Origin of the sequence: Massilia sp. IC2-477, assembly GCF_020707265.1 — a bacterium.
GTDB lineage: Bacteria > Pseudomonadota > Gammaproteobacteria > Burkholderiales > Burkholderiaceae_D > Telluria.
Genome location: NZ_JAJFEQ010000001.1, coordinates 374,189 through 394,143 on the forward strand (window position 1 = coordinate 374,189; position 19,955 = coordinate 394,143).

Sequence of the window (19,955 nt, forward strand, 5' to 3'; positions counted from 1 at the left end):
CGTTCGTGGGGTGCGGTTCAGTCTTTGTTGTTGCCGAACAGGGCATCGAACATCGACAGGTTGTTGGTCATGGCGCCCTGCAGGCTGGCCAGGGCCGTGAACTGTTTCAGGTAGCGGTTGTAGGCCGCTTCGTGCTGCTTGTCGAGGAAGGCCTGGCGGTCGGCGACCCGGTCCTGTTCCTTGGCGGTGGCTTCCTTGCGCTTCTTGATCTGGCCGTCGGCGCTGTTGCTCCAGCCCTTGACGAACTTGTCGAGCGCGCCGGCGATGCCGGTCGCGGGCGAGGAGGTGGCGCTGCCGATGATGGTGTCGAGACCGGTCGGCTTGAGCGCCAGCTGCTTCTGCAGGCGGTCGCTGCGCAGTTCCAGGCTGCCGTCCTTGGTGGCGATGATGCCGAAGGAGGCCAAGGTATCGCCGCTGGTGGTCGGGCGCAGCAGCGAGACCAGGCGGTCGTTCAGTGCGCGGATGCCGCCGTCGTGGGCGAACACGCCGCCGGCGGCGCCCTTGGACGGGTCGCCGGCGTCGGTCAGCTTGTTCAGGATGCCCTTGAGCTTGTTGTAGGCGTCCACGAAAGCCTGCACGTTGGCGGTGGTGGCACTCGCATCGGGGCCGACCGTGACCGTCAGCGGCGCGGCGCCCGTAGCGTGCGCCTTGGTGAAGGTCATCTTCACGCCGTCGATGTTGGTGAAGGTGTTGGTGGCCTGGATGATCGGGGTGCCGTTCTCGGAACCGATGCGGATCTCCGCGTCCTTGGCAGCCACCAGGGTGTGCACGCGGGCCGGATCGTTGTTGGCCTGCTTGATGCTGGCCGGGCCGCCCACCGCCGAGGTGTCGATGGTGATGGCGGTGTTGGCGCCGGTGTTCTTCGCGGTCAGCACCAGTTCGCTGGTAGTGCCGGTGGTGACGATCGACGCGGTGACCAGCGAGGTGTTGCCGGTGGCGCTGTTGATCGCCGCCGCCAGTTCGCGCGGCGACAGCTTGCCGTTGGCGTCGGTGTCGGCCGCGTTCAGGTTGACGTTGAAGGCGAGGGCGCCGCCCATCTTGATGCCCAGGGTGCCGTTGCTGTTGGTCTCGGTCAGGCCGGTGTAGGACACCTGGCTGGCCGTGGCCAGCTGCTTGACGAAGAAGGAATAGCTGCCGGCCGCCGCGGTGGCGCTGGCGGTGGCGCTGCCGAAGCTGGTGTCGCCGTAGGTGGCGGCCTGGGCATACATGCTCTTGTTGAAGCCGGTCAGGCTCGCCAGGCTGGTCTGGAAGGCCGTCATCGCCGAATTCAGTTCGGTCAAGCCCTTCTCCGTCGCATTCGCCTCCTTGAGCTGGGCGTCGAGGATCTGCTGGCGCGCCAGGACGTACTTGTCCGCCAGCATATTCGCGGTGTTGACCGGATCGTAGGTAGGTGCGGTGATTGCCGTTGCCATGTGCTTCTCCTTGCTCTTGTTATGCCGCCGGGCGGCCTGCCATCCACGACTGCGTGGCGATGTCGTCTTCGCGCTTGCGCTGCGCGCGTTCCTGGTCGCGCGCATGCGCGACCTGCTGCTGCTCGAGCACCTTGCCAAGGAGCTCGCGTTTGGTCCAGGCGTCGGTCAGCTTGCGCTGGGCCACCGCCATATTGGCTTCGTGCAGGGCGAGGTCGGTACGATGCAGGTCCGCCATCGCCATCACGTTCTGCTTGTAGGCGCCGCAATTGAGCGCCAGCGCCGGCGGCAGACTGCCGGTGGCGCCGCTGCCGCTGGCCAGCGCATCCAGGCGCGCCAGGTTGTTCTGGTAGCGCGTGCGGGTCGCTTCCTGGCTGGCCAGGTCGGCCTGCAGGCGGTCGACGTCGAGCGTGCGCAGTTCGACCAGGGTGCCGAGGCTGGCGATGGTGCTTTCGCGTTTCATGCCGCTCATGCCATCATCGCCTTCAGTTGTTCGACGCAGCCGGCCATCGGCGCTTCTTCACGCGTGCCCTGGCACAGGAAGGCTTCGATGTGCGGATGCAGGCGCACCGCCTTGTCGGTTTCCGGATCCGCCCCAGGCACGTAGGCGCCGAGCGGGATCAGGTCACGCACGCGGGCGTGTTTCGCCAGCGCCGCCTTCAGCTTGCGCGCGGCCAGGGCATGCTCCTGCGGCACCACCTGCGCCATGCAGCGCGAGATCGACTGGGCGACGTCGATCGCCGGATAGTGGCCGCGTTCGGCCAGTTCACGCGTGAGCACGATGTGGCCGTCCAGGATCGCGCGCGCCGAATCGACCACCGGATCCTGCTGGTCGTCGCCTTCGGCCAGCACGGTGTAGATCGCGCTCATGCTCCCCTTTGCGTTCTCGCCGTTGCCGGCCGATTCCACCAGCTGCGGCAGGTTCGAGAACACCGACGGCGGGTAGCCGCGGGTGGCCGGCGGCTCGCCCAGCGACAGCGCCACTTCGCGCAGCGCCATCGCATAGCGGGTCAGCGAATCGCACAGCAGCAGCACATTCTGGCCGCGGTCGCGGAAGTGGGCCGCGATCGAGTGGCACAGTTCGGTGGCCATGACGCGCATCAGCGGCGATTCGTCGGCCGGCGCCACCACCAGCACCGCGCGTTTCAGGCCCTCGGGGCCGAGCGACTTCTCGACGAATTCGCGCACCTCGCGGTTACGCTCGCCGATCAGGCCGACCACGATCACGTCGGCCACGGTCTGGCGCGTGATCAGGCCGAGCAGCACCGACTTGCCGACGCCGGAACCGGCCATCAGGCCGACGCGCTGGCCCTTGCCGATGGTGAGCATCGAATTGATGGCGCGCACGCCGACGTCCAGCGGCTCTTCCACCGGCGCCTTGCGCAAGGGGTTGACCTTGGGCGGCGTGGTCGACAGCGGCTGGTCGCCGCCGAGTTTGCCGAGGCCATCGATCGCCTCGCCCATGCCGTTGACCATGCGGCCCATCCAGGACGGGCCGATCATGAGTTCCGATTTTTCCTGCACCGGCAGCACGCGGGCGCCGGTGGCCAGGCCCGAAGCCTTCTTGAAAGGCATCAGGTAGCTGATCTTTTCCTTGAAGCCGACCACCTGCGCGTCCATCCAGCCGCCGTCGACGGTCTCGATGCGGCAGCGCTGGCCGGTGTGCAGCGGGCAGCCCACCGATTCCAGCAGCAAGCCCTGGGCGCCCACCAGGCGACCGGTCGGGGTAGCGACCGGCACCGCCCCGAGTTCGACCGCGCGCAGCTTGGCGGCGATGGCCGTCATTCGCCATCCTCCTCGTCCAGCAGCTGTTCGCGCACCTGGTCCATGACTGCCGTCAGGCGGCCCTGGCAGCCGGCGTCGACTTCATTGTCGCCCGAGCGCACGCGGCATTCGCCTGGTTCGAGCGCCGGGTCGGGCAGCAGGGTCCATTTCTTGGCGCGCTTCGGATCCAGTTCGAGCACGCGGCGCAGTTCTTCCGGATTCAGGAACACTTCGACGGTGTCGCGCGACGGCGGCATCACGCTGAGCGCTTCTTCCACCAGGGCGAGCAGCTGGACCGGCTGCAGGGCCAGTTCGGCGCGGATCACCTGGCGCGCGATCTTGCCGACCAGTTCCACGACTTCCTTGCGCTGGGCTGCCCGCATGTCGGTCTTGAGCTTTTTCAGGCTTTTCAACATGGCGTCGATCGGCTTGGCCAGCTGTTCCAGCCCTTCCGCGGCCAGGGTGCGGCCTTCCTCGATGCCGCGCTGCAGGCCCTCGGCCTGGCCGACCGGGAAACCGTCGGCGCGGCCCTGGTCCAGGCCCGCCTCGTAGCCTTCGCGCTGGCCCTGGCGGTAGCCGTCGGACAGCGCCGCCTGCCATTCCTCGGCCGAGCCGACGCCATCGCCCGCAGTCGCCCCCTTGGGCAGGGCGCTGGTGAGCTGGTACAGGGGAGGGAAGTGATAGGGCCGGAATTGCTTCATTCGGCAGTCGCCTCGGCAAACAGCTGGATGTCGATTTCGCCGGAGTCGGCCAGGTCCTTGACGGTGGCCATGATCTCGCGGCGGGTCTGTTCGATACGCGACATCGGCACCGGGCCGGAACGGCGCATCAGGTCTTCGAAGCTTTGCGCCTGGCGCTTCGGCATCGCACTGAGGATCGCGTCGCGCAGGGCCGGCTCGGCGCCCTTGAGCGCGATCGCCCACTGCTCCAGCGGCACTTCGTCGAGCAGGCGGGTGATGACCTGTTCGGTCTGGCGCGACAGGATGAAGAAGTCGTACATCGACATCTCGATCTGGGTCACGACTTCCGGATCGTGGGCGCGCAGCAGCTCCACCATGCCGGCGCGGTTGTCCTGCAGGCGGTTGAGGATCTCTGCGACCTGGCGCACGCCTTCCACGCTGGCGCTCTGGGTATCCAGGGCCGACAGGCAGCGGTTGACCAGTTCTTCCAGTTCGTGCAGCACGTCGCGCTCGATTTCGTCGAGGTGGGCCATGTTCAGCAGCACCAGCTCGCGGCCGTCGGCCGGGAGCGACTCCAGGATCTGCGAGGCCAGCGCCGGCGGCAGGAAGGCCAGGAACACGGCCTGCATCTGCACGTGCTCGCTCGAGATGAACTCGGCCAGCCACTTGGGCGAGGCGTACTGCAGGCGCGCCATCATCGGGCGGATCTCGTCGCCGTAGATGGTGTTCAGGACGCTGTTGGCGATGTCGCTCCCCAAAGCCAGGTCGAGCGAGCGCTTCAGGTAGCTGCGCGAGGCGCCGTGCAGGCCACTCTGCTGGCGATAATCGTCGAAGAAGTTCTGGACCGCGGACTTCACGGCGTCGACCTTGATGCCGCTCATGCGCGACATGACCTGGGTCAGTTCCAGCAGTTCTTCGCGCTCGAGGCAGCGCAGCACCGCGGCGGCGCCTTCCTCGCCGATCGACAGCAGCACGATGGCGGCCTGCTCGACCGGGGTCAGGACGGCTTCGCCGTCGTCAAGGTTATTCAGTTCGGCCATGTTTTTTCTGTACCCATTGTTTGACGACTTCGGCAACGCGCTCAGGCTCTTTGCCGGCGAGGACTTTCAGGTGGTCGACCATCACGTCGACGGCCGAGCCGGCCGGCGGGAGGTCGTAGTTTTCGAGCAGCGGCACCACCGGCATCTTGCCTTCGGTGGTCTCGGCGGCGCCGGCGGCGCCTGGTGCGGCCAGCGCGGCCGGGCTGCCTGCCGGCAGGGCAGCGATGCTGCCGTCGGCGCTAGCGGCGGCGCCACCCGGTGCGCCCGGCAGTGCCGGTGCAGCGGGGACGAGGGGGGGCTGCGGCGCCAGCCGCGTGGTCACCGCGCGCAGCAGCGGGCGGGCCAGCAGCAGGTAGCCGAGCAGGGCCGCGAGAGCATACATACCGTAGCTCGTCATGTCGACCACGTTGTCGCGTTCCTGCCACCATTCCTGGGCCGGAGCGGCTGCCGGGAAAGTCAGGCTGGAGACGGTCAGGACGTCGCCGCGGCTGGCGTCGATGCCCAGGCCGCCCTTCAGGATCTTTTCGATGTTGGCCAGTTCGGCCGGGGTGTAGCCGACCTTCGGGTTGGCGGCGCTGGCATTGTTCAGCACCACCGCCACCGACAGCTTCTTCAGGCGGCCGCGCGAACGCTTGATCTGGGTGATCGCACGGTCATAGGCGTACTGGCGGGTGGTGGCGTTCTTGCGCGCGCTGCCGTCGTCCGGCTTGGCGGCCGCATCCGGGTTCTGCGCATCGGCCTGGGCTGCGGCCGGGTCGACCTGCGGCGGACGGTTCGACAGGGTGCCCGGCACGCCCAGGGCCATGCGGCTGCGCTCCATCTCTTCGCGCATCGCTTCGCTGGTGACCTTCGGGGCTTCGCCGTATTTTTCCTGGGTCTCTTCGACCTTGTCGTTGTCGACTTCGGCGGTCACGGACAGCTTGAAGTTGTTCGCGCCCAGCACCGGGGCCAGCAGTTCGTTGACGTTGGTGCGCACTTCGTCGGTATAGCGCTTGGAGGCGCCGTCGCCCTGGACCTGGCCATCGAAGCCGTCGGACAGGTCGACGCGCGAGGACAGGTAGTTGCCGGCCTGGTCGACCAGCGACACCCGGGAAGGGTTCAGGTTGGCGACGCTGCTCGACACCATGTTCACGATGGCGGCGATCTGTTCGTTCGACAGCGAGCGGCCCGGTTTCACTGCGACCACCACCGAAGCCGAGGACTGGTCGGTGGCGCCGGCGACGAAGGAGCTGGTCTTGGCGATCGCCAGGTGCACGCGTGCCGACGCGATCGCGTCCATGGTCAGGATGCTTTGCGCCAGTTCACCTTCCAGGCCGCGGCGGAAGCGCACGTCCTGCACGAAGGAAGACACGCCAAGCGGGTCGCTCTTGTCCATCAGTTCGAGGCCGGCCGGCAGCTGGGCGGTCACGCCCTTGGCGGCCAGCAGCATGCGCACCTTGCCCAGCTCGCCGGCCGGCACCATCACCTGGCCGCTTTCCGGATGGACGCGGTAGGGGATCTGCTCGGCTTCGAGCACGCCCATCATGTCGCTCGCGGCGACCTTTTCGCGGGCGCCGAATACCGGCTTGTAGTTCGACTGGTCCTGCCACAGGAACATCATGACGGCGGCGGTGATGGCCACAGCCAGTCCGAGCAGCAGGGACAGGTTGTTGCGCAGCGCGGGCGGCAGGGCGGGCAGGGCCGGCTTCTTGCCGCCCATGGCGGCTTTAAGGGAGGAAATCACGGATTATTCTCTTCGCTTCTCTGCAATATGGGAGAGGTCAGACCGGCAGCTTGATCAGCTCGTCCACGGCGCCCATCACTTTGTTACGTACCTGCATCAGCATCGAGAAGGACAGGCTGGCCTGCTGGCTGGCCAGCATGGCGCCCACCAGGTCGTCGCTCTTGCCGGCATCCACGGCCGCCATGCGTTCGCCGGCGGCGCGGTCTTCCTGGTCGACGCTGGCAATGGCGTCCTTCATGGTCTGGGTAAAGGAAAACGCGCCCTGCGGATTGTTAAATGCGCTGCCGGCCGTCAGGTTGGCGGCCGGGGCAATCGCGAGGCGGTTGGCTTCGTTTGTCAGTGCTGCAAGGTCAGCTTTGATCAGACCGGCAAGTTCGGTTCCCATTCGTCGTTCCAGTGCTAAAAAGTTGTACTGCAGGAGTGCTGCGTTGTTGTGCCAAGGCGACAGAGTGCGGCGTGATTTGTCGGGAAAAAGCCTCGTCCGTCACTGCAATTGTTAAATCGATGTCTACGAACGGCCGTTTTATTCTTGAGCCTGTTACTGGGCTTTCCTCTGGTACGTGCTGGGGAAATGGCCTGTTGCCGCAATGCGATAGGAGAGATATTACCGTAGGGCAAGTGGGAAATCAAAGGCGAATGTCAAAGTATTTGGCGCAAATCTCCATGTATAATAGTTTCCTTGAGGAATGAAAAAAAGTCATTCGCCGTTTCCCAGTGACCAATAAACCAATGCCGATGAATCCACTCGACCGCTCGCGCAAGGACGGGGCCGACCGTTCCGGGAAATACCAGGGCAGCTACCAGGTGCTCGATCCGAGCCTGCTGGGGCGCCCGGTGCACCTGCTGCCGAAGTTCGCGCGCCGCTTCGCCGATGCCCTGGGCACGGCGATGAGCGGACCCGGCGGGCGCCGCTACTGGGGCGCCTACCGCCTGGCGAACCTGGCCTTCGAGCGCGCTCCCGACGACGAAAGCCTGCGCTGGCTGGCGCTGGCGGGGCCCCTCGGCACCGCCGCCGTGGCCTTCGAGCGCAGCCTGCTGCTGGGACTGCTGGAAGGCCGCTACGGCCGCAAGAACAAGGGGCCCGGCGCACCGCGCGATCCGGCACTCGAGCGCGTCACCGCGACCGAGGAGCGCCTGGCCGCGACCCTGACCGTGCAACTGGCCGAATGCCTGCATGCGCGCGTGGCCGAAGGCCTGGCCGCGGTCGGCGTGGAAGTGCCGGGCGCCGACGCCGCGGTGGTGGAAGCCCCAGGCCCGGCCAGCGCCCCCGGCAAGGCCGGCTGGGTGATCCGCATTACCCTGTCTGCGCTGGGCGCGGAAGGCGAGCAGCAGAGCCAGTGCTGGATCGGCCTGGACCAGGAACTGATGGCCCACGTGCTGCAGGGCCTGAAGGAAGAACGCAACAGCGTGCGCACCGCGCGCGCCGGCAACGACAGCCTGTCCTCGGGCCTGTTCGTCAAGCTCGAGGGACGCCTGGTCAGCAAGGAAGTGACCCTGGGTGCGCTGTTCGAGATGAAAGTGGGGGATGTGATCCCCGTGTCGGTCGGCCGCGCCGACGTGCTGCTGGACGAATCGCGCCTGTTCACGGCCGCCGTGGGCGAGCACAAAGGAAAACTCTGTCTAACCTCTTTTGAAGATGCCGAGTAAATCTGATATGAACCTGAACGATCAACTGAATGGCCAACTGAATGGCGACGTGATCATCGACGACCTCGAAGGCGTCGATGCCGCCACCGCCGTCGCCGGCAAGAACGCGGCGCGCCAGCTGCCGCAGATGATGCGCCGCATCCCGGTGACCCTGACGCTGGAAGTGGGCTCGGCCCGCATCTCGCTGCAGGAACTGATGGCGATCGGCCCGTCCTCGGTGGTGCCGCTGGACGCCCTGGCCGGCGAACCGCTGGTCATCAAGGTCAACGGCACGCCGATCGGCCGCGCCGAAGTCGTCGTCGCCGGCGAGCAGTATGGCCTGAAGGTCATCGATCTCGACGGCCTGAACCTGGATGCCCTGACGTCATGATGTTGGCTCTCCGCGGCGCACGGGTCGCTGCACCCTTGCGCCGTGCCGCGCCGCTCTTCGGCGGCGCGTTGCTGCTCCTGCTCGTCCTGTTCGCACTGCCGGCTGCGGCCCAGCAGGCACAGCCGAGCATCCTGCCCGGCGTGATCCCCGGCTCGACCCAGGGCATGACGGTCAAGTCGCAGATCCTGGTCCTGATGACCCTGCTCGGGCTGCTGCCCGTCATGGTCATGATGATGACCAGCTTCACCCGTTTCGTGATCGTGCTGTCGCTGCTGCGCCAGGCACTCGGCCTGCAGCAGGGCCTGCCGAACCGGATCATCACCGGCATCGCCCTGATCCTGACCATCCTGGTGATGCGTCCGGTCGGCGAAGCCGTGTGGCGCGACGCCTTCCTGCCCTATGACCGCGACAAGATCGGCCTGGAGCAGGCCTTGAAGATCGCCGAGGTGCCGGTATCGCGCTTCATGCTGGCCCAGACCAGCAAGACTTCGCTGGCCCAGGTTGCGCACCTGGCGGGCGAGCCGGCCAACCTGGCGCCCGAGCAGCGCGGCTTTACCGTCAAGCTGGCCGCCTTCGTGCTGTCCGAGCTGAAGACCGCCTTCCAGATCGGGGCGATGCTGTTCATCCCCTTCCTGATCATCGACCTGGTGGTGTCCTCGGTGCTGATGGCGATGGGCATGATGATGCTGTCGCCGCTGGTGATTTCGCTGCCCTTCAAGCTGCTGCTGTTCGTGCTGGTGGACGGCTGGACCCTGACCGTGAACACGCTGGTCGGCAGTATCCACGGCTTCTAGCGACAAGTGATTAAACAGAAATGAGTCCCGCGAATGAGTCCTGATATCGCCGTCGACCTGGTGGTCGAAGCCCTGCAGGTCGTGATGCTGCTGGTACTGGTGCTGGTGGTGCCGGGCCTGGTCATGGGCCTGATCGTGGCCCTGTTCCAGGCCGCCACCCAGATCAACGAGCAGACCCTCAGCTTCCTGCCGCGCCTCTTGGTGACGCTGGCGGCGCTGATCCTGGCCGGCCACTGGATGACCTCGACGCTGATGGATTACTGCGTCTCGGTGTTCCAGCGCGCGGCGACGCTCGCAAGCTGACCGGGTAGCCTGCGACGATGGAGCTGGTCGGCTTCCTGCTGCCCCTGATGAATGCCTTGTGGTGGCCCTTCTGCCGCATCATGGCGATGCTCTCGACCGCCCCGGTGCTGGGCGAGGGCGCGGTCTCGATGCCGGTGCGCGCGCTGCTGTCGGTAGCCCTGAGCTTCATGATGCTGCCGGTGACCAGAGTGGCCGTGATGCCCGACCCGTTTTCTCTGGCGGGCGTGGTGACCATGATGGAGCAGGCTGTGATCGGCGGCGTGATCGGCCTCGCGCTGCAGTTCGCGATGGCCGTGGTCACCATGCTCGGTTTCCTGGCCTCGAGCCAGATCGGTTTTTCGATGGCGCAGATGAACGACCCGGTCAATGGCCAGGCCTCGGACGTGGTGTCCGGCCTGATGTCGCTGGTGGCGATCCTGGTGTTCTTCGGGATCGACGGCCACCTGGTGTTGATGGGCGTGATCGGCCAGAGCTTCAAGGCCTGGCCGGTGGGCGCCGGCTACGGGCCGCTGCTGCTGGAGGCGGTGGCCCTGAACGTGGCCTGGATATTTTCGGCGGCGGTGCTGCTGGCGCTGCCGATCGTGTTTTCGACCATGGTGGTGCAGGTCGGGTTCGGTTTCCTGAACCGGGTCGCGCCGAGTCTGAACCTGTTTTCGCTGGGCTTTTCGCTGGTGACGATCTTTGGCCTCCTGATGCTGGTGCAGGTGGTGCGCTTCATCCCCGAGCATTACATCGCGATGACCAACCAGATCCTGGAGATGCTGCAGGAGCAGATGAGGAGCGCGCATGTCCGATAGCGGCACCGGTGGCGACAAGACCGAAAAGCCCTCAGCGCAGAAGCTCAAGAAGGCGCGCGACGAGGGCCAGGTCGTCCGTTCGCGCGACCTGTCGACGGCGGTGGGCATCCTGGTGAGCCTGAAGCTCTTTTCGATGCTGCTGCCGGGCTACCTCGAATCCTTCCGCTCGCTGTTCCGGCTCATCTACGTGCCGCTGGGCGAGGCGGGCGCGATCGAGAATGCGATGTCGGTGGTGTTTTCCAGCGCCCTGATGCTGCTGGTGCAGATGGTGCTGCCGCTGCTGGTGGTGCCCATGGTGATCGTCGTCGCGGGCCTGTTCCCGGGTGGCTGGGTCGCCTCGAGCAAGAACATGGCGCCCAAGTTCAGCCGCCTGAGCCCGCTCACCAACCTGGGCAACCTGTTCTCGCAAAAGCACTGGATCGGCTTTGCCACTTCGGCGGCCAAGGCGATCGTGCTGGGCCTGGTGCTGTGGCACGTGACCGAGTCGAGCATCAAGGCCTATGTCGAGCTGCAGCGCCTGCCGCTGGGCGACGCGCTGGCCGGCGGCACCGCGCTGATGCTGGACGGCCTGATGGCGCTGGTGGCGGTGTTCGTGGTGTTCGCGCTGATCGACGTGCCGGTGCAGGCCTTCCTGTTCACCAAAAACCAGCGCATGAGCAAGCAGGAGATGAAGGAAGAACACAAGAGCAACGAAGGCCGGCCCGAGGTGAAGCAGCGCATCCGCCAGCTGCAGCAGCAGCTGGCCCAGCGCAGCGTGCGCAAGACCGTGCCGACCGCCGACGTGGTGATCGTCAACCCCGAGCACTACGCGGTGGCGCTGAAGTACGACACCAACCGCGCCGAGGCGCCCTTCGTGGTGGCCAAGGGTGTGGACGAGATGGCGCTGTACATCCGCCGCGTCGCGCGCGAGCACAAGATCGAAACCCTGTCGCTGCCGCCGCTGGCGCGCGCGATCTACAACACCAGCCAGGTCCAGCAGCAGATCCCTGCGCAGCTGTACCAGGCGGTGTCGCAGGTACTGAATTACGTCCTACAACTGAACGCGTTCCGTGCAGGCCGGCGCCAGGCGCCCCCACGGTTCCCCAACGAGGTGGTCGTTCCATCTCATTTGAGCGAGGTTACTGCATGAATTCCATTAACGCCTTCATTTCGGAGCTGAAGCGCCAGAAGTTCGCCGCGCCGGTGTTCCTGATCGCGCTGCTGGCGATGATCATGTTGCCGCTGCCGCCGGTGCTGCTGGACGTGCTGTTCACGTTCAATATCGTGCTGGCGCTGATCGTGATCCTGGTGTCGGTGACGGCCAAGCGCCCGCTCGACTTCTCGGTATTCCCGACCGTGATCCTGGGCACCACCCTGATGCGCCTGGCCCTGAACGTGGCCTCGACCCGCGTCGTGCTGCTCAACGGCCACCAGGGACCGGATGCCGCGGGCCATGTGATCGAATCCTTCGCCAACGTCGTCATCGGCGGTAACTTCGTGGTCGGCCTGGTGGTGTTCGTGATCCTCATGATCATCAACTTCATCGTGGTGACCAAGGGCGCGGAGCGTATCTCGGAAGTCTCGGCGCGCTTCACGCTGGATGCGCTGCCCGGCAAGCAGATGGCGATCGACGCCGACCTGAACGCAGGCCTGATCAACCAGGAAAAGGCGACCCAGCGCCGCCTCGACGTGGCGGCCGAAGCGGACTTCTACGGCGCCATGGACGGCGCCTCGAAGTTCGTGCGCGGCGACGCCATCGCCTCGATCCTGATCCTGATCATCAACCTGGTCGGCGGTATCGCCATCGGCGCCCTGATGCACGGCCTGCCGATGGGCGAGGCCTTCCGCGTCTACGCACTGCTCACCATCGGTGACGGCCTGGTGGCCCAGATCCCGGCGCTGCTGCTGTCGGCGGCGGCCGCGATCCTGGTGACCCGCATCGGCGAATCGGGCGACCTCGAGAAGCAGGTGGGCGGCCAGCTGCTGGCCCAGCCCGCAGTGCTGTTCTCGGCCGCCGGCGTGATGATCATCCTCGGCCTGGTGCCGGGCATGCCGACCATTACCTTCTTCATCTTCGCGGCGGTGGTGGGCTACGTCGGCTGGCGCCTGACCAAGATCGTCAAGGCTCCCGACAACGAGGGCGTGGCGGCGATCGAAGCCGCCCTGCGCGACGAGCGTGCGCCCGACCTCGACTGGCAGGCGCTGCCCGTGGTGCAGCCGGTCACGGTGGCCGTCGGCTACAAGCTGGTGAACCTGATCGACGCCGCCCAGGGCGAGCCGCTCACCAAGCGCATCAAGGGCGTGCGCCAGAGCCTGTCCGAGCAGATGGGCATGCTGCTGCCGAACATCGGCGTGCGCGACGACCTGGCGCTGCGTCCGACCCAGTATGCGATCAGCCTGTCGGGCACCGTGGTGGCCGAAGCGGAAGTGATGCCGGACCACCTGATGGCGATCCCGTCGCCCAACGTCTACGGCGAACTGGATGGCATCCCGGGCATCGAGCCGGCCTACGGCATGGCGATCACCTGGATCCTGCCGGAACAGAAGGCCGACGCGCTGGGCCTGGGCTACCAGGTGGTCGAGGTGGCGAGCGCGATCGCGACCCACACTTCGAAGGTGGTGCGCGAATACCTGCACGAGCTGTTCCGCCATGAGGACGTGCCGGCGATCATCGAGCGCCTGCAGGCGCTGTCGCCCAAGCTGGCGGGCGCGCTGGAAAAGTCGCTGAGCCACACCCAGCTGCTGCGCGTATTCCGCGTGCTGCTGCAGGAAGGCGTGTCGCTGAAGGACATCGTGGTGGTGGCCACCACGCTGCTGGACAGCTCGGAAACCACCAAGGACCCGATCCTGCTGGCGGCCGAGGTGCGCTGCGCGCTGCGGCGCCAGATCGTGTCCGGCATGTTCGGCAAGAAGAAGGACATGCCCGCGTTTAACCTGTCGGCCGAACTGGAAAACATGCTGCTCGGTTCCCTGAACCAGGCGCGCCAGAACAATGGCGGCAAGGTCGCGCTGGACAACTATCCGATCGATCCGCAGCTGCTGTCCCAGCTGCAGATCAACATGCCGGTGGCGCGTGAACAGATGAAGCAGCAGCACACCCCTCCGCTGCTGCTGGTGCTGCCGCAGGTGCGTCCGCTGCTGGCGCGCTATGCGCGCCTGTTCGCCCCCGGCCTGCACGTCCTGTCCTACAACGAAATCCCGGAAAACCGCGACGTCTCGATCGTCGGCACCGTGGGCTAAGTCCAAGCGAAGGAAGCCATCATGAACCGCAAACCGATCTACGTGACCCAACCCCAGCTTCCTGCGCTGGAGGACTTCTATCCCTACCTCGAGCAGATCTGGGAAAACAAGATCCTGACCAACGGCGGGCCTTTCCACAAACAGCTGGAAGCGGCGCTGTGCGAACACCTCGGCGTGGAGCACCTGGCCCTGTTTTCCAACGGAACCCTGGCGCTGGTAACGGCCCTGCAGGCCCTGCGCGTGACCGGCGAGGTGATCACCACGCCATACTCCTTCGTCGCAACCGCGCACTCGCTGCTGTGGAACGGCATCAAACCGGTGTTCGTGGACGTCGATCCCGACACGCTCAATCTCGACCCTGCGAAGATCGAGGCGGCCATCACGCCCCAGACCACAGCCATCATGCCGGTGCACTGCTATGGCCGCCCCTGCGACGTCGAGGCGATCCAGCGCATCGCCGACAATTACAACCTGAAGGTGATTTATGACGCCGCCCATGCCTTCGGCGTGCGCGACGCCGGCGGCAGCGTTCTGCGCCACGGAGACTTGTCGGTGCTGAGCTTCCACGCGACCAAAGTATTCAACACCTTCGAGGGCGGGGCCATCATCTGCCCGGACGCCAAGACCAAGCAGCGCATCGATCACCTGAAGAATTTCGGTTTCGTCGACGAAGTGACGGTCGTGGCTCCCGGCATCAACGGCAAGATGAGCGAGATCAACGCGGCCTTCGGGATGCTGCAGCTGCGCGGCGTGAACGAGGCGATCGCGCGCCGTGGCCTGATCGACCGCACCTACCGCGAGCTGCTGGCCGGTGTGCCGGGGATCGGGCTCATGGGGCATGCCGACGATGAGGCCATCAACCACTCCTACTTTCCGATCCTGGTCGGCGACGATTTCCCCCTGACCCGCGACGCCCTGTACGCGCACCTGAAGGAAGCCGGCGTCCATGCACGCCGCTACTTCTTCCCGCTGATCAGCGATTTCCCGATGTACCGCGGACTGCCGTCAGCGCGGCGCGACAACCTGCCCGTGGCCGCCAATGCGGCGGCACGCGTATTGTGCCTGCCGATCTACCCGAACCTGGCGCTCGAAGATGTCGAGCGCATCGCCCGCCTGATCCGCGAAGCCTGAGTCTCAGGTTTCGCGCGCCGCCCCCTCGGCCGGCAGGCGCAGGGCGAGCTCGGTTACCGCGCGGAACACGTCCAGCGTCAGCGACTCGGCCGCGGCCTGCGCGTTGGCCACCGTGGCGTGGCTGCTGCCCAGCGGCAGCCGGTCGCGCAGCTGCCAGCGCAGCACCGTGACGCCGGCACGCGCCATTGCCGCTTCGAGTTCCGGCTGCCAGCGCCGCAGCTGTTCCATTCCCTGCGCCGTCGCGGCGCACAATTCGATCGCCACACCCTGAGGCAGGGGCTCGACCTGGGCCACGACGGTGCTGCCGTCGGCCAGTTCGAGTTCCAGCCGGAGCGCCGCACGCCCGCGCTTGCGGCGGCCGGGCGGCTGGTCGGCGTCGCGTGCCAGCACCGCCAGGTGCGCGTCGCGCGCGGCGCCGGCATGGACGGCAAAACGCCAGGCATCCGGATGCGGCAGCTGCTGCTCGGCGGCGCGCACCGCCTGGCCCTGCTGGGCAGTGGCGAGCTGGGCGGGCGAGAGCTGCCCGCCGCTGGCTGCCAGCGCCAGGCCGCTCAGCTGGCTGCCGACGCCGCGCACCTGGGCGCGCCAGTGGCGCGCCAGGGTGGCGCCGTCCTGCGGGGCATAGGCCAGCTGGCGCGCCAGCAAGGCCTGGTCGGGGCGCATTGCCGCGCCCTCGGCGCCCGCTTCGGCCGCTTGCGCGGGCGGGGACAGGGCGGCGTCGGCCGCCGCGTTTGAAAACGGCAGGGCCGGCGCGCCGGCGCCCTGGGCAAGCAGGGCGACAGGCGCCGCCGCCAGCACCGGGCTGGGCAGCAGCGGGCCTACGGTGGCAGGAGGGAGGGCAGGCAGGGTGACGGTCATGATGGACCCCGATCAAAATAAAAAAGGCCAACCGCAGGGCTGGCCTTTGAAACATCACCCGGGCAGGCCCGGGTTGGCGGCCATTACTGCAGCAGCGACATGACCATCGAGGACATGCTGTTCGACTGCTTCAGCATCGCGGTGCCGGCTTGCAGCAGCATCTGGTTCGAGGTCATGTTCGCGCTTTCGGTCGCGAAGTCCACGTCCATGATCAGGCCGGTAGCAGCCTTGCTGTTGGTGCTGATGTTGGCCAGGTTGTTGTACACGTGCTCGAGGCGGTTGGCGGCAGCGCCCAGGCCCGAACGGACCTTGTTCACCGAGTTCAGTGCGGTTTCCAGCTTGCCGATGGTGCCGTTGGCGTTCGAACCGGTCAGTTCGGTGCCGGTGGTCGCCGACGAGTAGTTGGCGGTGGCGGTACCGACGTCCGAGGCCATCTGGCTCACGTCGGTGCCCAGGTCCACGGCCATGGTTTCGCTCGACGAAGCGCCGATCTGGAAGGTCATCGACGAAGCGACGGTGCCGCCGACCAGCAGCTTGGTGCCGCCGAAGGTGGTGTTCTCCAGGACGTTCTTCAGTTCCAGGCCCAGTGCGTCGAATTCCGACTGCATGGCCTTCTTGTCGTCGTCGGTCGACGAAGCGTCAGCGGCCTGGGTTGCCAGATCCTTCATACGGACCAGCATGTTGCCGACTTCGTCCAGCGCGCCTTCGGCGGTCTGCAGCATCGAGGTCGAGTTCTGGGTGTTGCGCATGGCGACGGCCATACCCGAGGTTTGCGCTTTCAGGCGCGAAGCGATCTGCAGGCCGGCAGCGTCGTCCATTGCCGAGTTGATGCGATAACCGGTCGACAGGCGGGTCATCGAGGTCGACAGCGAGTTCTGGGTACGGTTGATCGAGGTCTGCGCGGACAGGGCGGCGTTGTTGGTGTGAAGGCTCAGCATGTAAAACTCCTTGTGGGTTCGGTTTCGAGTGCGTCACTCGCTCTCAACTGGACAAGGCGACCGTCTTCGTGGCTTCATTAAGTTCCACACGGAAATTTTTTTAAATTTCGTTTTCACCGGTTGACGATGGCCCGACCTTCGCAAGGACGGGCCATCCGCGCTCAGGCGGCAAACGTGAGGTCGGACAGCCGCACCCTGAGCGCCGCCGCCGATTCTCCGGCGCACCAGCGTTCCCACATCATGCGCCAGGCATGGTCGACGCTGGCCGCCACGATGCCGGGGTAGCCCAGCAATGACTTGCCGAAGCGGTCGCGCATGGTGGCGCGCATGGCAGCAAGGGCGCTGAAATTCTGCGACAGGAACACGCCCAAGGCGATATAGGCCTCTTCGTTGCTGGCAATGAAATCACCCAGGCCGAGGTGTGCCAGCAGGGACACGGATGCATGGCTGGCGCTGGTCTCCCCGACGGTGGCCAGGGTCGGCACGCCCATGTAGAGCGCATGGCCGATGGTGGTCGAACCACTATAGGGGAAGGGGCAGAGGCAGATGTCGACCTCGTGGTGCTGTTCCAGGAAGCCGTAGACGTGGGTGCGAGGGCGCAGTATCAGACGTTCGCGCGGAATGCCCTGTTCTGCAAACCACGCTGTCACGACCTCGTCGGTGCCGTTTTGCATGCCGCCTAACAGCATTTTGGCGTTTGGTACCGCGTGCAGCAGCCGCGACCATAGTCTCACCACGTCCCGGTTCAACTTGTTCAGGCGGTGGAAGCTGCCGAAGGTGATGTAACCATTGCTCAGGGCTGGCAGCGGGTTGACCGGCGGCGCATGGGTGGCGGAAGTGAAAGGCGCACCCAGCGGCAGGCACACGATCTTTTCACTGAACTGGCTCTCGAAGCGGTCTATGGGAGTCGCGAACTGGTCGCAGAGCACATAGTCCATCGCTTCCAGGCCCGTGGTCCCGGCATAGCCGATCCAGGTGCACTGGATCGGCGCCGGCTTGCGCGCGAACAGGGTCAGGCGGTTGAGCGCCGAGTGACCGGCCAGGTCGACCAGGATGTCGATCTCGTCTTCGCGGATCAGGCGTTCTGCCGCTTCGTCGTCCATTCGCGCGATCTGGCGCCAGCCGGCCGCGCATTCGCGCAGCTGGGCCGACATCACATCCTCGATCGTATTGTTATAGTAGGCGTACAGGGCCACGCTCTCGCTGTCCTTGAACGCTTCGAACACGGGGGCGATGAAATTGGTCACCGCGTGGTCATACAGGTCGCCCGAGACGATACCGACGCGCAGGCGCCGCCGCGGGTCGCGGCCGTTCGGGTGCGGCTGGCGCAGCGCGCGCAGCGGCGCCTCCCAGCGCTCTGCAAAAGCCAGGTGTTCGCGGGTCAGCTCCTCGGCGTCCATGCAGCAGTGGCTCAGGATGAACAGCATCACGCTGTGGGCCGCCGCCGACGGGGCCCGCTCGAGGGCCTGGCGCGCCAGCTGCAGCGCCAGCTCCCATTCGCCCATGCTGAAGCAGGCGCCCAGCAGGCCGTACATGGCCTGGGTATCGTCGGGCGTCAATTCCAGCGCACGCCGCATCTGGCTTGCTGCGCCGGCCAGGTCGCCGGACTGGCGCATCGCGCCGCCCAGTTCGACGAGGATCTCGGTGTTGTCCGGAGACAGTTCCAGCAGGCGCGTCAGGCAGGCAACGGCCTCCTTGTGCAATTTCTGCGTGCGGCAGCTGCGCCCCAGCTGGAGCAGGGCGCCGGCGTGTGTCGGCTGCATCTCGAGCACGGTACGGAAGCAGGCTGAAGCGTCGGCGTGGCGCCCCAGGATGACCAGCAGGAGCCCGAGGTCGTAGCGCGCGTCCACCAGCGTAGGGTCGAGCTGGACGATCCGGGCGAACACCGTGGCCGCTTCTTCGGTATGTTCCAGTTTGTGCAGGGTATTGCCCAGGCTGAGCAGTACGGACACATTATCGGGAGCCAGTCCGGCCGCGCGCCGCGCTGGCGCTTCCGCCTCGGACGCGCGGCCCAGGCGCAGCAGCGCATCGGCCAGGCCCTGCTGCAGGTCGATGCCGTTCTCGAAACGCAGGGCGGCGCGGTAGGCGGCCACCGCTTCTTCGAAACGTCCGAGTTCGAACAGGGCGGCTGCCAGCACACCCTGCAGCCCGCGCACTTTCTGGTTCAGTTCGAGGGCGCGGCGCAGGCTAACGACACCCTGTTCGAGCTGGCGCGCCCGGAGCAGCCCCAGGCCGAGCAAGGCGTGGGCATTGGCGTCGCGCGGGTTGCGGCGCACGGCGCGGCGGTGCTGGTCGAGCGGATCCGGGGTGGCCGGTTGGACGTGGAGATTCATGACAGTCGAGATTTCTGTGCGGAAAGTACCCGCGATTGTAAATCGCCCCGCTGCGCAATGGTTTGGGATTGTTGCGTCCAACCCGAAAAAATTTTGTCGGGAAACTTTACAAGCCTCCTGAACGGCGCCAGGAAACTCCTCAAGTATCAAACACTTGCATTATTGGCATAAAAATTGCTTCTGATCATTTATTTGGATCGATTAACGGAAATGCCATGAAACTGTTCTCTCGTAGCGCCGCCGCCCTGTGTGTCCTGTTCTGCGCAAGCCAGGCCCAGGCCTTGCCGAGCGCAGGCTGGCGCACCACCGACAATCACGTGTACGGCAACACGGTCAGCTTCGACAATGTGGGCCAGCTGGCCGTCGATACCCTCGTCACCGAGCAGTTCGCGGGGCAGGGCCTGCACTTCTCCGGGTCGATCCGCGCCAACGGCTGCGGGTACGACAGCTGGAACCACTACAGTATGCGCGGCAATAGCCTGGGTACGTTCGGACCCGCTTGCCAGACCAACAGCGTCGACGACGCGTTCCACCTGCGCTTCGACCGCACGGTCTCCACCCTGGCCTTCGACGCTTTCCTGGCCGATAACCTGCGCATCGCCACCCTCGACCTGTACCTGAAGGGCAGCCTGGTGACCAGCTTCTCGATGCCGACGCTGTCCTACGATGGGCTGGTGATGGGTGGCCTGGCCACGATCGACGGCCGCCAGTTCGGCAACACCCTGGTCAGCCGCGCCGGCATCCTGCGCATCGAGGGCGCGCTGTTCGACGAGATCCGCTTCGCGGAACACGCGGGTGACGACCAGTTCGGCCACCTGATCCTCGACAACCTGCGCTTCGACACCGCGGCCGAGGTGCCGGAACCGGCCAGCCTGGGCCTGCTCGCGCTGGGCCTGGCCGGCATGGGCGCACTGCGCCGCAGGTCCAAGGGCTGAGCCCGCTATTCGCG

The 19,955-nt window shown here is 66.1% G+C and carries 19 protein-coding genes; 9 read left to right on the forward strand and 10 right to left on the reverse strand.

Going from position 1 to position 19,955, the window contains the following annotated elements:
- Positions 1-17: 17 nt before the first annotated feature.
- From fliD to LK542_RS01715, 7 genes are read right to left on the reverse strand one after another with little or no spacing between them, the layout of a single operon-like run.
- Positions 18-1,412 carry a flagellar filament capping protein FliD gene (fliD, locus tag LK542_RS01685; RefSeq protein ID WP_227800265.1) on the reverse strand — a complete coding sequence of 465 codons (1,395 nt, stop codon included), beginning with the start codon at positions 1,410-1,412 and terminating at the stop codon, positions 18-20.
- A gap of 19 nt (positions 1,413-1,431) precedes the next feature.
- Entirely contained in the window at positions 1,432-1,881 is a 450-nt protein-coding gene (locus LK542_RS01690; protein ID WP_307728868.1) for a flagellar FliJ family protein, read from the reverse strand.
- Positions 1,878-3,194, reverse strand: a complete 1,317-nt coding sequence (gene fliI, locus LK542_RS01695; RefSeq protein WP_227810556.1) for a flagellar protein export ATPase FliI — start codon at positions 3,192-3,194, stop codon at positions 1,878-1,880. Before fliI ends, LK542_RS01690 begins: the two co-directional genes overlap by 4 nt.
- Positions 3,191-3,874 (reverse strand): flagellar assembly protein FliH, encoded by a 684-nt coding sequence (gene fliH / locus LK542_RS01700; protein WP_227800267.1) that lies wholly within the window; start codon positions 3,872-3,874, stop codon positions 3,191-3,193. The genes fliI and fliH overlap by 4 nt, the downstream gene beginning before the upstream one ends.
- A complete protein-coding gene (locus LK542_RS01705; protein ID WP_227800268.1) occupies positions 3,871-4,893 on the reverse strand; it encodes a FliG C-terminal domain-containing protein in 1,023 nt (340 codons plus the stop codon). The genes fliH and LK542_RS01705 overlap by 4 nt, the downstream gene beginning before the upstream one ends.
- Entirely contained in the window at positions 4,877-6,616 is a 1,740-nt protein-coding gene (gene fliF / locus LK542_RS01710; protein ID WP_374040106.1) for a flagellar basal-body MS-ring/collar protein FliF, read from the reverse strand. The genes LK542_RS01705 and fliF overlap by 17 nt, the downstream gene beginning before the upstream one ends.
- A 37-nt stretch (positions 6,617-6,653) precedes the next feature.
- A complete protein-coding gene (locus LK542_RS01715) occupies positions 6,654-7,001 on the reverse strand; it encodes a flagellar hook-basal body complex protein FliE (protein ID WP_227800269.1) in 348 nt (115 codons plus the stop codon).
- A 350-nt stretch (positions 7,002-7,351) separates the two neighbouring features.
- Here LK542_RS01715 and LK542_RS01720 point away from each other — a divergent pair, with 350 nt between their 5' ends.
- From LK542_RS01720 to LK542_RS01755, 8 genes are read left to right on the forward strand one after another with little or no spacing between them, the layout of a single operon-like run.
- Positions 7,352-8,263, forward strand: coding sequence for a FliM/FliN family flagellar motor switch protein (locus LK542_RS01720; protein WP_227800270.1), 912 nt, complete (start codon positions 7,352-7,354; stop codon positions 8,261-8,263).
- 7 nt (positions 8,264-8,270) lie between these two features.
- A complete protein-coding gene (locus LK542_RS01725) occupies positions 8,271-8,633 on the forward strand; it encodes a FliM/FliN family flagellar motor switch protein (RefSeq protein WP_374040107.1) in 363 nt (120 codons plus the stop codon).
- On the forward strand, positions 8,630-9,427 hold the full coding sequence (gene fliP, locus LK542_RS01730; protein ID WP_227810558.1) for a flagellar type III secretion system pore protein FliP: 798 nt from the start codon (positions 8,630-8,632) through the stop codon (positions 9,425-9,427). The genes LK542_RS01725 and fliP overlap by 4 nt, the downstream gene beginning before the upstream one ends.
- Before the next feature lie 33 nt (positions 9,428-9,460).
- Entirely contained in the window at positions 9,461-9,730 is a 270-nt protein-coding gene (gene fliQ, locus LK542_RS01735; RefSeq protein ID WP_227800273.1) for a flagellar biosynthesis protein FliQ, read from the forward strand.
- Between the two features lie 17 nt (positions 9,731-9,747).
- A complete protein-coding gene (gene fliR / locus LK542_RS01740; protein ID WP_227800274.1) occupies positions 9,748-10,527 on the forward strand; it encodes a flagellar biosynthetic protein FliR in 780 nt (259 codons plus the stop codon).
- Positions 10,517-11,656 (forward strand): flagellar type III secretion system protein FlhB, encoded by a 1,140-nt coding sequence (gene flhB / locus LK542_RS01745; protein WP_227810559.1) that lies wholly within the window; start codon positions 10,517-10,519, stop codon positions 11,654-11,656. The genes fliR and flhB overlap by 11 nt, the downstream gene beginning before the upstream one ends.
- Complete coding sequence (locus LK542_RS01750; protein ID WP_227810560.1) at positions 11,653-13,746, forward strand: flagellar biosynthesis protein FlhA; 2,094 nt, start codon at positions 11,653-11,655, stop codon at positions 13,744-13,746. The genes flhB and LK542_RS01750 overlap by 4 nt, the downstream gene beginning before the upstream one ends.
- 21 nt (positions 13,747-13,767) lie before the next feature.
- Complete coding sequence (locus LK542_RS01755; protein WP_227810561.1) at positions 13,768-14,877, forward strand: DegT/DnrJ/EryC1/StrS aminotransferase family protein; 1,110 nt, start codon at positions 13,768-13,770, stop codon at positions 14,875-14,877.
- Positions 14,878-14,880: 3 nt separating this feature from the next.
- Here LK542_RS01755 and LK542_RS01760 read toward each other — a convergent pair whose 3' ends face one another.
- The 3 genes from LK542_RS01760 to LK542_RS01770 all read right to left on the reverse strand — a co-directional run bounded on the left by LK542_RS01760 (position 14,881) and on the right by LK542_RS01770 (position 19,006).
- On the reverse strand, positions 14,881-15,735 hold the full coding sequence (locus LK542_RS01760) for a hypothetical protein (protein ID WP_227810562.1): 855 nt from the start codon (positions 15,733-15,735) through the stop codon (positions 14,881-14,883).
- An 83-nt stretch (positions 15,736-15,818) separates the two neighbouring features.
- Positions 15,819-16,673 carry a flagellin gene (locus LK542_RS01765; protein WP_227800279.1) on the reverse strand — a complete coding sequence of 285 codons (855 nt, stop codon included), beginning with the start codon at positions 16,671-16,673 and terminating at the stop codon, positions 15,819-15,821.
- A 161-nt stretch (positions 16,674-16,834) separates the two neighbouring features.
- Positions 16,835-19,006, reverse strand: coding sequence for a glycosyltransferase family 41 protein (locus LK542_RS01770; protein ID WP_227810563.1), 2,172 nt, complete (start codon positions 19,004-19,006; stop codon positions 16,835-16,837).
- Positions 19,007-19,221: 215 nt separating this feature from the next.
- Here LK542_RS01770 and LK542_RS01775 point away from each other — a divergent pair, with 215 nt between their 5' ends.
- Positions 19,222-19,941: a PEP-CTERM sorting domain-containing protein gene (locus LK542_RS01775; protein ID WP_227810564.1), complete on the forward strand. Its 720-nt coding sequence runs from the start codon at positions 19,222-19,224 to the stop codon at positions 19,939-19,941.
- Positions 19,942-19,955 lie beyond the last annotated feature (14 nt).